Genomic DNA, 13254 nt, shown 5'->3' with positions numbered 1-13254 from the left:
AGGTCGTGACTGCAACTGGCCGCCTGCCGCCGGCGCTCAACATCATTGCGATCGCAACCTTTGCCGCTAGTCTTTCAGCGCGGGCGCTCGATCCGGTGCTTCCGCATGTTGCCGACGAGTTCAGCGTCAGCATCGCCACCGCCGCAAGCTTTGCCGCCGTGTTCGCCTTCACCTTCGCCGTCGTCCAGCCGCTGCTGGGCGCCGCCGCCGACCTGTTCGGCAAGGCGCGGCTGATGATCATCTGTCTGGTGCTGCTAGGGCTCGCCAATATTCTTGGCGCGCTGTCGACATCATTCTCGATGCTGTTCGCGAGCCGGATCCTCGCCGGCATCGGCTCCGGCGGCGTGTTTCCTGTCGCGCTCGGGCTGACCAGCGATCTCGTGGCGCCCGACAAGCGCCAGGTCGCGATCGGGCGGACGCTCGCGGGCGCGATGACCGGCAACCTCCTGGGCGCTTCGGCCTCCGGTCTGATCGGCGATTTCCTCGGCTGGCGCGGCGTGCTCGCCGTGCTCGGCGCGATGGTCGTACTGGCCTCGGTTGCAGTGCTCGCCGGCTTCCGCGGCGCGAAGCTCGCGCATCCGCCGAAGACGAGCCTCTCCGCCTTGAAGCATGGCTACCGCACCATCCTCACAAATCCGAACGCGCCCGTCTGCTATTCCGCTGTTTTCGTCGAAGGCTGCTGCGTGCTCGGCCTGTTTCCGTTCGTGGCGTCGTTCCTGTTCGATCTCGGCGAAACCTCGCTGTCGATCGCGGGCATCGTCATCGCCGGGTTTGCGGTGGGCGGCCTGCTCTACACCATGACGGTGTCGCGCTTTCTCCCACTGCTCGGCGTCAGGGGAATGATGATTGCGGGCGCGACGCTCGTTGGCGTGCAGCTTGTGGCGGTTGCCTTCGGGCCCGGCTGGAAGATCCAGGCGCTGAACCTCCTGGTGATGGGCTGGGGCTTCTATATGATCCACGGCTGCCTGCAGGTGTTCGCCAGCGAACTGTCGGTGGAGGCGCGCGCCACCGCGCTGTCGCTGCATTCGTTCTTCTTCTTCATGGGCCAGACCGTGGGCCCGATCGCCTATGGCTTTGGCCTCGCACATGCCGGCAAGCTGCCGACCTTGCTGACATCGGCCGCAATCATGATCGCGCTGGGACTGGCCTGTGCAACATTGCTGAAGCAGAGCATCCCGGCGGACGCCGCCGGTCGTCCCGACGTCGAACCCTGACGGAACCCTCACGGTATCTGCGCGTCCATGGCGACAAAGATATCTCAGATATCAGTTCTTGATTTCCTGACATCATTTGTTAGGATCAAAGCAGGATATTTGATGTGCGCTGGGAAGCGCTTCGGCGGCCAGGCTGATGATCACTGCAGGACAAATGCGGGCGGCAAGGGGTCTGTTGGGAATTGACCAACGGCAGCTTGCGGATCTCTCCGGACTGTCGGTTCCCACGATCCAACGCATGGAAGCGAGCGACACCGTGGTTCGCGGCAATGTCGATTCGCTGATGAAGTTGATTACCGCGCTCGAGAAAGCCGGGATCGAACTGATCAACGAGGGGGCGGCAAGCAGCGGGCAGGGCCGCGGGGTGCGGCTGAAGGATCGAGCGGCATCAGACAATGCCTCGCCAGGTGACCGCTCCAACGACAGGGTGGCGGGAGGTCGGATGCCCTGATGATGTCGGCGGTCGCTCTCCAGATGTCCTGCGTCGCGGCGCTCCTGGCGGTTGCCGTGCTGTCGATCGTGTTGAGCCGCTCAAGGAACGCCGCCGCCCTTATCTACGGCATGACGATGGCCATCTGTGTCGTCGCGACTGCGGTTGCGATGAACTGGTTGATCAGGGGCGTGCCGGAAACGTCCGCGCTCGTCCTGCCGGTCGGACTGCCATGGCTCGGCGCGCATTTCCGCCTCGATCATCTCGCTTCCTTCTTCCTGGTCGTCGTCAATTTCGGCGGCGCGGCCGCAAGCCTCTACGGTCTCGGTTATGGCCACCACGAAACCGAGCCGCACCGGGTGCTTCCGTTCTTTCCGGCGTTCCTTGCCGGCATGAACCTCGTGATCCTGGCCGACGATGCGTTTTCGTTCCTGCTCTGCTGGGAGTTCATGTCGCTGGCGTCATGGGCACTGGTGCTCGCGCATCACCGCGAAGCCGGAAATGCCGCGGCGGGTTACGTCTATCTGGTGATGGCAAGCTTCGGCACGCTGGCATTGCTGCTGGCCTTTGGCCTCCTGGCGGGACCGGCCGGGGACTATGGATTTGCTGCCATCCGCGCCACGCAACATGCGCCCGGCGCGATCGGACTGGTGCTGATCCTGATGCTGCTCGGTGCCGGCTCCAAGGCAGGCCTCGTGCCCTTGCACGTCTGGCTGCCGCTGGCGCATCCGGCGGCTCCGAGCCACGTCTCGGCGCTGATGAGCGGCGTCATGACCAAGGTCGCGATCTACGGCTTCATCCGTGTCGTCTTCGATCTGTTGGGACAGCCGACCTGGTGGATGAGCGTGATCGTTCTTTTCCTCGGCGCCGTCACGGCCGTAATGGGGATTCTCTACGCCATGATGGAGCAGGACCTGAAACGCCTGCTCGCCTACAGCACCATCGAAAACGTCGGCGTGATCTTCGTCGGCCTCGGCCTTGCGCTGGCGTTTCAGGCCAACGGCTTCCGCCTGGCGGCCGCGCTTGCGCTCACCGCGGCGCTGTTTCACGTGCTCAACCACTCGCTGTTCAAGAGCCTGTTGTTCTTCGGCGCCGGCGCCGTGCTGACCTCGACCGGCGAGCGGAACATGGACAAATTGGGCGGCCTGATCCACCGCATGCCAAAGACGAGCTTCGCCATGCTGGTCGGCTGCGTCGCGATCTCGGCGCTTCCGCCATTCAACGGCTTCGTATCGGAATGGCTGATGTTCCAGGCCGTGCTGCAAAGTCCGGACCTGCCGCAATGGGCGCTGAAGATCATGGTGCCCGCGGTCGGTGCGGCGCTGGCCCTTGCGGCAGCGCTGGCGGCGGCCTGTTTCGTCAAGGCTTACGGCATCGCGTTCCTCGGACGGCCGCGCAGCGCGCCAGCCGAGGCGGCGGGCGAAGTCGACCGCTATTCGCTCACTGCGATGTTCGTTCTTGCCGCCTTGTGCCTGTTCGCCGGCATCCTGCCGGGCCTGGTGATCGACGCGCTTTCGCCCGTCACCATTGACATCCTCGGTGGCCGCATGCCGGTCCAGGCCAACGAAGCCTGGCTTTCGATCGTGCCGATCGCGGACAGCCGCAGTTCATATAACGGACTGCTGGTGATGGTGTTCATCGCGATCTGCGCCTCGTCGGCAGCGTTCTTCATCCATCGCTTCGCCTCCCGCGCGCTAAGGCGAGGGCCGGCCTGGGGCTGCGGATTTTCCGATCCCGTGCCGGCCGCGCAATATTCCGGCGAAAGCTTCGCCCAGCCGATCCGCCGCGTGTTCGGCACGCTCGCCTTCCATGCCCGCGATCACGTCGCGATGCCGCCTCCGGGAGACACAAGGCCGGCGCGGCTCAGGATTGAATTGCATGATCTGGTCTGGGAGCGAGGCTATCGGCCGATCGCAGAGGCCGTCGGCTTTTCCGCCGGGTGGCTCAATCGCCTGCAATTCCTGACCATCCGCCGCTATCTCAGCCTCGTTTTCGCAACGCTCGTCACGCTGCTGCTGGTGCTCGCGATATGGTCGTGATCTCCGACATCATGATTCAGGGCGCGCAGATGCTGCTGGTGCTGCTGCTCGCGCCGCTGCTGACCGGCTTCGTGCGCAAGATCAAGGCTCGCCTGGTGCGCCGCGAGGGAGCTTCGGTCTTTCAGCCTTATCGCGACCTGCTGCGGCTGATGCGCAAGGAAGTGGTGCTCGCCGACAATGCTTCGTGGCTGTTCCGCGTAACCCCCTATGTGACCTTTGCCGCGATCTGGGTTGCCGCCGCACTGGTGCCGACGTTCGCGACCGGCCTCCTGTTCAACTGGACGGCGGACCTCATCGCCATCGTCGCGCTGCTTGGAAGCGCGCGCTTCTTCCTGGCGCTCGCGGGCATGGATGTCGGTACCAGCTTCGGCGGCATCGGCTCCAGCCGCGAAGTCATGATCGCCGCGCTGGCGGAGCCGGCGATGCTGCTGATGGTGTTCTGCCTGGCGCTGGTGGCCGGTTCGACGCAACTGTCGACGGTCGCAAACGTCCTGGCCTCGTCCTACGTCGGATTGCGGGTATCGCTTGGAATGGCGCTGATTGCGCTGATCATGGTCGCGCTGGCGGAGAACGGGCGCATCCCGATCGACAATCCGGCAACGCATCTCGAACTGACCATGGTGCATGAGGCGATGGTTCTCGAATATTCGGGACGCCATCTCGCGATGATCGAATTCGGCGCCTTCCTCAAGCTGCTGCTCTATATATCGCTGATCGCCTGCGTGTTCATGCCGTGGAAGATCGCCGTGTTCGGCTCCGGCCCGGTTGCGTACGCGATCGACACCGGTGCCTATATCGTCAAGCTTGCGGTCGCAGGTTTCCTGCTGGCGCTGTTCGAGACGGCGACGGCGAAAATGCGGGTGTTCCGCATTCCGCAGTTCCTCGGCGCCGCGCTGATGCTCGGCCTGCTTGGAACGCTGCTGCTGTTCGTGTCGAGGAGCTTCTGATGCAATTGCACAGTCTCGCCTTCGACGTTTCCCATACGCTCGCCGGCGGGCTTGTCCTGATCAGCTTCCTGATGCTGTACCAGGACCGGCTCTATTCGCTGCTCAATGTGTTTGCGCTGCACGCCGTGGTGCTCGCGCTTTCGGTCGCCTGGCAGGCCTTCATCCAGGATGCGCCGCATCTCTACGTCACGGCTGCCATCGCGCTGGTCTTCAAGGCGATCATCATCCCGGTGGCGCTGCACCGCATCGTGCAGCGGCTCGGGATTCACCGCGACATCGAGGCCGCGGTCGGAATCGGTCCGACCATGCTGGCCGGGATGGGGCTGGTGGCGCTCTCGATGGTGCTGATGCTGCGGGTCACGCCGGAGGCCGACCCCCTGGCGCGCGAGGACCTGGCGTTCGCGCTGTCGGTCGTGCTGCTTGGACTGTTGGTCATGGTGACGCGCCGCAACGCCGTGAGCCAGGTTGTCGGCTTCATGTCGCTGGAGAACGGGCTGGTGCTGGCCGCCACCGGCGCCAAGGGCATGCCGCTGGTCGTCGAGATCAGCGTGGCATTCTCGATCCTGATCGCGTTCATCGTGATCGGGATATTCCTGTTCCGGATCCGGGAGCGGTTCGATTCCGTCGATGTCTCCACGCTCGACGACTTCCGGGGAGAGCGGCGATGACCGGGGTCTCGTTCGATCCCGCGGCGGCCGTGCTGTGGATCCCGGCGGCGTCAGCGCTGCTGCTCGCGGCGTTGCCCGACTACCGCCTGACGGCGCGCCTCAACATCGCGGCCAGTCTGGCGACCTTCCTTGCGGCGCTGTCGCTGTTCGTGATCGATCGTCCGCCGCCCGGGGCGTACCTGCTGGTGGACGACCTCAACATCGTCTTCATCGTCCTCAACACCTTCGTCGGATTCACGACCAGTATCTTCAGCGCGGGCTACATCGGGCATGAACTTGAAACCGGGCGGCTGACGCCGGTCTATCTGCGCTTCTACCACGCGATGTATCAGACCATGATGCTCGGCATGAACCTCGCGTTCGTGTCGAACAATATCGGGCTGATGTGGGTCGCCGTCGAGGTGGCGACGCTGACGACGGTGCTGATGGTCGGCATCTACCGGACGCATGCGGCGCTCGAGGCGGCCTGGAAGTATTTCATCCTCGGCAGCGTCGGGATTGCATTCGCGCTGTTCGGGACGATCCTGGTCTACATGGCGGCGCGACCGGTCGTGGGCGAGGGGCCGGACGCCATGGTATGGACCGTATTGGTCGGGCAGACCGCGAAGTTCGATCCGGCATTGCTCAACGTTGCCTTCGTCTTCCTGCTGCTCGGCTATGGCACGAAAGTGGGCCTGGCGCCGCTGCATGCGTGGCTTCCCGATGCGCATGCGGAAGGCCCGACGCCGATCTCGGCCGTTTTGTCAGGGCTCCTGCTCAACGTCGCGCTCTACGCGCTGTTGCGCTTCAAGATCCTGCTCGCGGCCAGCCCCGGCGCGATCGCGCCGGGCCCGCTGATGGTGACGATGGGGCTGATTTCCGTCGTGTTCGCAGCGTTCATGCTCTACCGGCGGCGCGACATCAAGCGCCTGTTCGCATACTCGTCGATCGAGCACATGGGCATCATCGTGTTCGCATTCGGAATGGGCGGACCGCTCGCCAATTTTGCCGGTCTGCTGCACATGGTGATGCACAGCCTGACGAAGTCGGCGATCTTCTTTGCGGTCGGGCATATTTCGCAGATCAAGGGCACGCAGCGGATCGCGCGGATACGGGGATTGACGGTGACCCATCCGGCGCTCGGGTGGGGGCTCGTGGTGGGTGTCGTGGCGATTGCCGGACTTCCGCCGCTCGGCATCTTCATGAGCGAATTCCTGGTCGTGAGTTCGACGTTCGCACGGCAGCCTTTGCTCGCCCTGGTGCTCGTGTTCGGCATCCTGGTCGCGTTCGGCGCGCTGATCCTTCGTCTGACCAATGTCGCATTCGGCGAGCCGCGCGGCAGCAAGGCGCCGGCGGACGCTTCCTATCTGCCGATGTTTGCGCATCTGGCGCTGGTGCTGATCGCGGGCATCTACCTTCCTGGCCCGCTCGTCGACTGGTTCCAGCATGTGGCGCGGCTTCTGGGATAGAGTGAGGAGGTCAGGCCATGCCCTCGCTGATTGATCTCGTCCTGACCGGCCGCCCGGCCGAGCACCATGCTCCCTGGCGCCGAGCGATCGTCGACGTCGAAGCCTGGACTCTCGTAGCCGGCGAATTGGCGTCCGGCCGATGGAGCCTGCTCGGCCTGTGGGGCGAGCAGGCCATGGTTCATATGGCGGTGCGCGAGGAGGAGGCCGCGGAGATCGCAGTCCTCAGCCTCGAATGTGCGGAGCGGCGTTTTCCGTCCATCGGACGGCATCACCCGCCGGCACTTCGTCCTGAGCGCACCATCACCGATTTGTTCGGCCTTGCGGCGGAAGGCTCGCCCGACGTTCGTCCATGGCTCGATCATGGCGAGTGGGGAGTCCGGCATCCGCTCGGCGATTCCGTTGCCTCGTCTTGCAACTCGGCAGCCTACACGTTTCTTTCCGCCGAGGGCCCGGGCCTGCATCAGATCGCGGTCGGGCCGGTCCATGCCGGCATCATCGAGCCCGGGCACTTCCGCTTCAGTGCAAGCGGGGAAACCGTGGTCCGGCTCGAGCAGCGTCTGGGCTACGTCCACAAGGGCATCGATGGGTTGATGGCGGGAGCGGACATCGATCGGGCGGTCCGGCTCGCCGGCCGTGTCTCCGGAGACAGCACGGTTGCTTATGCGCTCGCGTTCTCGCAAGCGGTGGAGGCGGCTCTCGGGCTCAAGGTGCCGTCCCGCGCGGTCTGGCTACGTGCGCTGCTCGCGGAGCTCGAGCGTTTGGCCAATCATCTCGGCGACATCGGCGCTATCTGCAACGACGCGTCGTTCAATCTGATGCAAGCCCATTGCAATGTGCTGCGCGAAGGGATTCTTCGCGCGGCCGATATTGCCTTCGGTCACCGCCTGATGCGGGACATCATCGTTCCCGGCGGCATCGTCCGCGATCTCGACGCAAGCGGACGGGCGGCCATCCGCGCGACGCTCGGCGATATCAGGCGGCGTTTTCCGGCATTGATCGAACTCTATGACAACACGGCCTCGCTTCAGGATCGAACCGTCGCGACCGGGATCGTCACGGCGGCCCTGGCGAGACAATATGCTGCGGGCGGCTATGTGGGCCGCGCGTCCGGACGCACGTTCGATGCCCGTCGCAGTCCAGGCTACGCTCCATATGATGTGCTGCGCTTCGAGGTGCCGGTGCTCGACGACGGCGATGTGAACGCCCGCGTCTGGATCCGGATTCGCGAAGTCGAGCAGAGCCTGTCCTTGACGGGACAGATCCTGGACCGCCTTCCCGAAGGCCCGCTGCACGTGCCGGTCCCATCGGAAGCCGCGCCCCGAGAGGGCATGGGATTGGTCGAAGGCTTCAGGGGCGACATCATGGTGTGGCTCCGGCTCAGCGACGGCCGGATCGACCGCGGCTATCTCCGCGACCCATCCTGGTTTCAGTGGCCACTGCTGGAAGCAGCCATCGAGAACAACATCGTCGCGGATTTTCCACTCTGCAACAAATCGTTCAACTGCTCCTATTCCGGGCATGACGTTTAGGAGAAGACATGCGCAAGCTTCTCTTCCAGAGTCTGTTCCGAAGCCCGCTCGCGGAGCAGCCGCCGTCGCCCGAACAAGTCGCCGTCGACGAACTGGCGGCGGCGTTCCAGAGGACGGCGCGGCAGCGGCTCGGCAGAAGCCTGTCGATCCGCGAAATCGACGCCGGCTCGTGCAACGGCTGCGAGCTCGAGATCCACGCGCTCAGCAATGCCTATTACGACGTCGAGCGCTTCGGGATCCGCTTCGTCGCCTCGCCACGCCACGCGGATGTGCTGATGGTGACCGGGCCGGTGACGAAGAACATGCGCGAGGCATTGGAGCGAACCTATCATGCGACGCCCAATCCGAAATGGGTCGTCGCGGTCGGCGATTGTGCGCGCGATGGCGGATGCTTTGCCGGCAGCTATGCGGTCGTCGGGGGAGTCTCCCAGGTCGTTCCCGTGGACCTCCATATTCCCGGTTGTCCGCCGTCGCCCGCCAAGATCCTGCAGGGACTTCTCTCTCTGCTTGATCGCGCGGCCGCAAATGGCAGTTCCAGTTGAGGGGCCGGGAACGACTTCAGTTGTGACCGCGAAGAGAGTTGGTTCAGCCCCGCCCGCGGTAGGGCGCGACGCCCTGGTCGGGGACCCAAACGCCTTTGGGCAGGCGGCCGGTCTGGAAGAACACGTCGATCGGAATGCCGCCGCGTGGATACCAATAGCCGCCGATGCGGAGCCATTTCGGCTTGATCTCGCTTGCGATCCGCTTGCCGATCATCACCGTGCAGTCCTCGTGGAAGGCGCCGTGATTGCGGAAGCTGGCGGCGTAGAGCTTCAGCGATTTGGACTCGAGCAGCCAGCGGCCCGGCACGTAGTCGATCACGAGATGCGCGAAGTCCGGCTGGCCCGTCACCGGGCAGATCGAGGTGAACTCCGGCACCGCGAACCGCACCAGGTAGTCGGTGCCTGCTTGCGGATTGGGTACACGGTCGAGCACGGCCTTGTCCGGAGTGTCGGGCCATTTGACGGCACGGCCGAGCTGCAGGGGTCTTTGCGCCATGAAATCTGTCCTTCGGGGATCGCTGACATGGACGCAAGCGGGGTTGTTCGTCAACCTTCAAGGCGCAAGCGGACGAGCGCGGACAGGCTGGCACCGGACCTATGCCGGCGCCGCCGTCTGAATCATGACGAGGCGATCGTTGCCGGATTCGCCGCCCCAGGTCTCGCCCGGCCGGCCGTCAAGCTGCCGCACATTCGCGCCGGGTTTGTCGCTCGGGAACGAGCGAAACGCCTGCGTCAGCGGATCGAAACGCACGATCGCGTTGGCCGAGAAGTCGGTGAGCCAGACCTTGTCCTTGTCATCGACATAAACCGCGTAAGCGCGCGGGTTGTCGCCCGGCAATTTCCAGGCCTTCCAGGAACCATCGGCGGGATCGTGCATCGACACCTGGCCGCTGTTCCATTCGCTGATCCAAAGGCGGCTCCGTGAATCCGACCAGATCCGCCGCGCGCCTTGCTTCGGCGTGGGCGGCTCGACCACGCTCGCTCGCCCCGTCGCGAGATCGATCCTGGCGATGTGACTTCCTGCAAGCGAGGCGTACCAGACATCGCCTTTCGGCGTGACCGTGATGCCGTAAGGGCCGACACCCCTCGGCGCCTCGAATACTTTCATCTCGCCGGATTTGGGATCGAGCCGGCCGTAATAGCCGGACTGACCGGTGAACCAGTAGATTCCGCTTTTGTCGAACACGCCGGTATTGAGGTTGGCGTAGGCGAATTTTTCGGGCAGCGGAAACAACCTCACCTTATGATCGCCTGGGTCGACGCGGGCGATCGCGTTCTGCCCACCCTCGGTGATCCATGGTGCGCCATCCGGGCCAAGGATAACGCCGTGAGGCGCGGCGCCCTGTCCGAGGTCGATCAGCTTGAAGGTGCCGTCCCGCGGATCGAGCCGGCCGAGCTTCCCATTGCGCTGTCCGCAGAACCAGATGCTGCCGTCAGGGGCCGGCGTGACGTCGCGCGAGCCCATGCCGCGGGCTACCGGGAAATATTTCACAGGGAACGCGCCCGCCTGGGCCTCTCGGGCGCGGGCGCTGCGCAACACGCTGGGCGCGGCCAAGATTGCGGCGGCGCTCGAAGCGAGAAACTGGCGACGATTCATTGCGTTACCCCGGCTTTGTGAAACAATGGGTTGGAACGCGAAGATCAGCATAAACATACCACATTGCCGCGTCAGATGCGTGTCGTAGCGTCAGCGTTCACATTTGCCTGCATGCCGTGTATGACGCAGCGCATCCAACCAGAACCACACCTGAGGAAGTGCACACATGACCGCCATCGTCGACATTATCGGCCGCGAAATTCTCGATAGCCGCGGCAATCCCACGGTTGAGGTCGATGTGGTGCTGGAGGACGGCGCGATCGGCCGCGCTGCGGTGCCGTCGGGCGCCTCCACCGGCGCGCACGAGGCCGTCGAACTGCGCGACGGCGACAAGGCGCGCTATCTCGGCAAGGGCGTGCAGAAGGCGGTCGGCGCCGTCAACGGCGAGATCTTCGAGGCGCTCAGCGATCATGCGGTCGAGGACCAGGTTCGGATCGACCAGATCATGATCGACCTCGACGGCACGCCGAACAAGAGCCGGCTCGGCGCCAACGCCATCCTCGGCGTGTCGCTCGCCTGCGCCAAGGCGGCCGCCGAATCCTTCGACATGCCGCTCTATCGCTATGTCGGCGGCACCTCGGCGCGGACGCTGCCGGTGCCGATGATGAACATCATCAATGGCGGCGTGCATGCGGACAACCCGATCGACTTCCAGGAATTCATGATCCTGCCGGTCGGCGCCGAAACCTTCGCCGAAGCGCTGCGCTGCGGCTCGGAAATCTTCCACACGCTGCGCAGCGAACTGAAGAAGGCCGGCCACAACACCAATGTCGGCGACGAGGGCGGCTTCGCGCCGAACCTGCCGACTGCGGACGCCGCACTCGACTTCATCATGAACGCGATCGGCAAGGCCGGCTACAAGGCTGGCAATGACGTCATGCTTGGCCTCGACTGCGCCTCGACCGAATTCTTCAAGGACGGCAAGTACGTCTACAGCGGGGAGAACAAGACGCGCTCGCGCTCCGAGCAGGCGAAATATCTTGCCGATCTGGTCTCGCGCTATCCGATCGTCACCATCGAGGACGGCATGTCCGAAGACGACATGGAAGGCTGGAAGGAACTGACCGACCTGGTCGGCAGCAAGTGCCAGCTCGTCGGCGACGATCTGTTCGTCACCAACGTGACGCGCCTTGCCGACGGCATCAAGAATGGTCGCGCCAATTCGATCCTGATCAAGGTCAACCAGATCGGCACGCTCACGGAGACGCTTGCCGCGATCGAGATGGCGAACAAGGCTGCGTACACCTCGGTGATGTCGCACCGTTCCGGCGAGACGGAAGACTCCACGATCGCCGATCTCGCGGTCGCCACCAATTGCGGACAGATCAAGACCGGCTCGCTGGCGCGCTCCGACCGGACCGCGAAGTACAACCAGTTGCTGCGCATCGAGCAGCAGCTCGGCAAGCAGGCAAAGTACGCCGGCCGCGCGGCATTCAGGGCGCTGGCATAGGGCAGCTCGCGAACGTCGACTTGGTCTCGTAGCCCGGGTGAAGCGAAGCGCAACCCGGGACCGCGGCCTCAACGTTCACCAGCGGCCCCGGGTTACGCTTGCGCTCCACCCGGGCTACGCAGCTTCGGCCCTTGTTTGTTTCAGCCAGCCCGCCTAACTGAAGGCGGCCGGACAACAAGTAAGGGAGGGGTACGATGGCATCCGACGGCAAGACTGGGCTTCAGCTCCGTTCGTTGATCAAGAAGAGTGGCGAGCTGGAAATTTCGCTTGTAGAGGTGCCAACCCCCGAACCCGGTCCGGACGAGATCGTGGTCCGCGTCGAGGCCACGCCTATCAATCCGTCCGACCTCGGGCTTCTGATCGGCCCTGCGGACCTCTCGACCGCAAAAGCCTCCGGCACCAAGGAAGCTCCGGTCATCTCCGCCAAGGTGCCGCAAGCGGCGCTTGTCGGGCTTGCGGCGCGGCTCGATCAATCGATGCCGGTCGGCAATGAGGGCGCCGGTGTCGTCGTGAAGACCGGATCGTCGGATGCGGCGAAGGCGCTGCTCGGCAAGACGGTCGCGCTGCTCGGCGGCGCGATGTATGCGCAGTATCGCGTGGCGCGGGCGAGGGACGTTCTGGTGCTGCCCGAGGGCGCGACGGCTGCGGAAGGCGCTTCCTGCTTCGTCAATCCGCTGACTGCGCTTGGCATGACCGAGACCATGCGGCGCGAGGGCCACAAGGCGCTGGTGCATACGGCAGCCGCCTCCAATCTCGGCCAGATGCTGAACAAGATCTGCCTCAAGGACGGCATTCCCCTGGTCAACATCGTGCGCAGCAAGGCGCAGGCCGACATCCTTCACAAGATCGGCGCCAAACACGTCGTCGATTCCTCCGCGCCGACATTCGTGGACGATCTCACCAATGCGCTGGTCGAGACCGGCGCCACCATCGCCTTCGACGCGATCGGCGGCGGCAAGCTCGCCGGCCAGATCCTCAATGCGATGGAAGTCGCCATCAACAAGACCGCCAAGGAATACAACCGCTACGGCTCGGCCGTGCACAAGCAGGTCTATATCTATGGCAGCCTTGACACCGGTCCGGTCGAACTGCTGCGCAGTTTCGGTATGGCCTGGGGCGTCGGCGGCTGGCTCCTGACCTACTTCCTGCAGAAGTTGCCGCCGGCGGATTTCGCAAGGTTGCGCCAGCGCGTGGTCGACGAACTCAAGACCACCTTTGCAAGCCACTACACGCAGGTGGTGTCGCTACCGGAAGCGCTGTCGCTCCCCAACATCGCGGTCTACGCCAAGCGCGCCACCGGCGAAAAATTCCTGATCAATCCGAACAAGTAGTGCCGTAGCCCGGGTGAAGCGCCAGCGTAACCCGGGACCTTCGTAGACATTGATGCAGA

12 protein-coding genes are annotated in these 13254 nt (G+C 64.3%); 10 read left to right on the top strand and 2 right to left on the bottom strand.

Features of this window, described 5'->3' with window-relative positions:
* Positions 1–5: 5 nt before the first annotated feature.
* From K288_RS0108385 to K288_RS0108350, 8 genes are all read left to right on the top strand, one after another.
* Positions 6–1214 carry an MFS transporter gene (locus K288_RS0108385; protein ID WP_027579129.1) on the top strand — a complete coding sequence of 403 codons (1209 nt, stop codon included), beginning with the start codon at positions 6–8 and terminating at the stop codon, positions 1212–1214.
* A 136-nt stretch (positions 1215–1350) separates the two neighbouring features.
* The gene (locus tag K288_RS0108380) at positions 1351–1665 is read left to right on the top strand and encodes a helix-turn-helix transcriptional regulator (protein WP_027579128.1); all 315 of its coding nucleotides are present in this window, start codon (positions 1351–1353) and stop codon (positions 1663–1665) included.
* Between the two features lie 2 nt (positions 1666–1667).
* Complete coding sequence (gene hyfB / locus K288_RS0108375) at positions 1668–3683, top strand: hydrogenase 4 subunit B (RefSeq protein WP_027579127.1); 2016 nt, start codon at positions 1668–1670, stop codon at positions 3681–3683.
* Positions 3674–4630 (top strand): NADH-quinone oxidoreductase subunit H, encoded by a 957-nt coding sequence (locus K288_RS0108370; RefSeq protein ID WP_027579126.1) that lies wholly within the window; start codon positions 3674–3676, stop codon positions 4628–4630. The genes hyfB and K288_RS0108370 overlap by 10 nt, the downstream gene beginning before the upstream one ends.
* Positions 4630–5298: a hydrogenase-4 component E gene (locus K288_RS0108365; RefSeq protein WP_130580437.1), complete on the top strand. Its 669-nt coding sequence runs from the start codon at positions 4630–4632 to the stop codon at positions 5296–5298. Before K288_RS0108370 ends, K288_RS0108365 begins: the two co-directional genes overlap by 1 nt.
* Positions 5295–6746 (top strand): hydrogenase 4 subunit F, encoded by a 1452-nt coding sequence (locus K288_RS0108360; RefSeq protein WP_027579124.1) that lies wholly within the window; start codon positions 5295–5297, stop codon positions 6744–6746. Before K288_RS0108365 ends, K288_RS0108360 begins: the two co-directional genes overlap by 4 nt.
* A gap of 17 nt (positions 6747–6763) precedes the next feature.
* Positions 6764–8275, top strand: a complete 1512-nt coding sequence (locus tag K288_RS0108355; protein WP_027579123.1) for an NADH-quinone oxidoreductase subunit C — start codon at positions 6764–6766, stop codon at positions 8273–8275.
* A gap of 8 nt (positions 8276–8283) precedes the next feature.
* Positions 8284–8817 carry an NADH-quinone oxidoreductase subunit B family protein gene (locus K288_RS0108350; RefSeq protein WP_027579122.1) on the top strand — a complete coding sequence of 178 codons (534 nt, stop codon included), beginning with the start codon at positions 8284–8286 and terminating at the stop codon, positions 8815–8817.
* Between the two features lie 43 nt (positions 8818–8860).
* Here the strand turns inward: K288_RS0108350 and queF are convergent, their stop codons facing one another.
* Positions 8861–9313, bottom strand: coding sequence for a preQ(1) synthase (gene queF / locus K288_RS0108345; RefSeq protein ID WP_027579121.1), 453 nt, complete (start codon positions 9311–9313; stop codon positions 8861–8863).
* 99 nt (positions 9314–9412) lie between these two features.
* Complete coding sequence (locus tag K288_RS0108340) at positions 9413–10414, bottom strand: lyase (RefSeq protein WP_027579120.1); 1002 nt, start codon at positions 10412–10414, stop codon at positions 9413–9415.
* 166 nt (positions 10415–10580) lie between these two features.
* On the opposite strand from K288_RS0108340, the gene eno reads away from it, so the two are divergent.
* Together eno and K288_RS0108330 are read left to right on the top strand one after the other, a co-directional pair.
* The gene (gene eno, locus K288_RS0108335; protein ID WP_027579119.1) at positions 10581–11864 is read left to right on the top strand and encodes a phosphopyruvate hydratase; all 1284 of its coding nucleotides are present in this window, start codon (positions 10581–10583) and stop codon (positions 11862–11864) included.
* A gap of 194 nt (positions 11865–12058) precedes the next feature.
* Complete coding sequence (locus tag K288_RS0108330; RefSeq protein WP_027579118.1) at positions 12059–13195, top strand: zinc-binding dehydrogenase; 1137 nt, start codon at positions 12059–12061, stop codon at positions 13193–13195.
* Positions 13196–13254 lie beyond the last annotated feature (59 nt).

The sequence above is a fragment of the Bradyrhizobium sp. Ai1a-2 genome, assembly GCF_000426245.1.
GTDB lineage: Bacteria > Pseudomonadota > Alphaproteobacteria > Rhizobiales > Xanthobacteraceae > Bradyrhizobium.
Note: the sequence above shows the minus strand (reverse complement) of the source record. Positions and strands in the feature narration are given on the sequence as shown.

Bases quoted from the DNA above. Each gene is read 5' to 3' on its own strand.
- K288_RS0108380 (WP_027579128.1), top strand. From the start codon at position 1,351: ATGATCACTGCAGGACAAATGCGGGCGGCAAGGGGTCTGTTGGGAATT.
- hyfB (WP_027579127.1), top strand. From the start codon at position 1,668: ATGTCGGCGGTCGCTCTCCAGATGTCCTGCGTCGCGGCGCTCCTGGCG.
- K288_RS0108370 (WP_027579126.1), top strand. From the start codon at position 3,674: ATGGTCGTGATCTCCGACATCATGATTCAGGGCGCGCAGATGCTGCTG.
- K288_RS0108365 (WP_130580437.1), top strand. From the start codon at position 4,630: ATGCAATTGCACAGTCTCGCCTTCGACGTTTCCCATACGCTCGCCGGC.
- K288_RS0108360 (WP_027579124.1), top strand. From the start codon at position 5,295: ATGACCGGGGTCTCGTTCGATCCCGCGGCGGCCGTGCTGTGGATCCCG.
- K288_RS0108355 (WP_027579123.1), top strand. From the start codon at position 6,764: ATGCCCTCGCTGATTGATCTCGTCCTGACCGGCCGCCCGGCCGAGCAC.
- K288_RS0108350 (WP_027579122.1), top strand. From the start codon at position 8,284: ATGCGCAAGCTTCTCTTCCAGAGTCTGTTCCGAAGCCCGCTCGCGGAG.
- queF (WP_027579121.1), bottom strand. From the start codon at position 9,313: ATGGCGCAAAGACCCCTGCAGCTCGGCCGTGCCGTCAAATGGCCCGAC.
- K288_RS0108340 (WP_027579120.1), bottom strand. From the start codon at position 10,414: ATGAATCGTCGCCAGTTTCTCGCTTCGAGCGCCGCCGCAATCTTGGCC.
- eno (WP_027579119.1), top strand. From the start codon at position 10,581: ATGACCGCCATCGTCGACATTATCGGCCGCGAAATTCTCGATAGCCGC.
- K288_RS0108330 (WP_027579118.1), top strand. From the start codon at position 12,059: ATGGCATCCGACGGCAAGACTGGGCTTCAGCTCCGTTCGTTGATCAAG.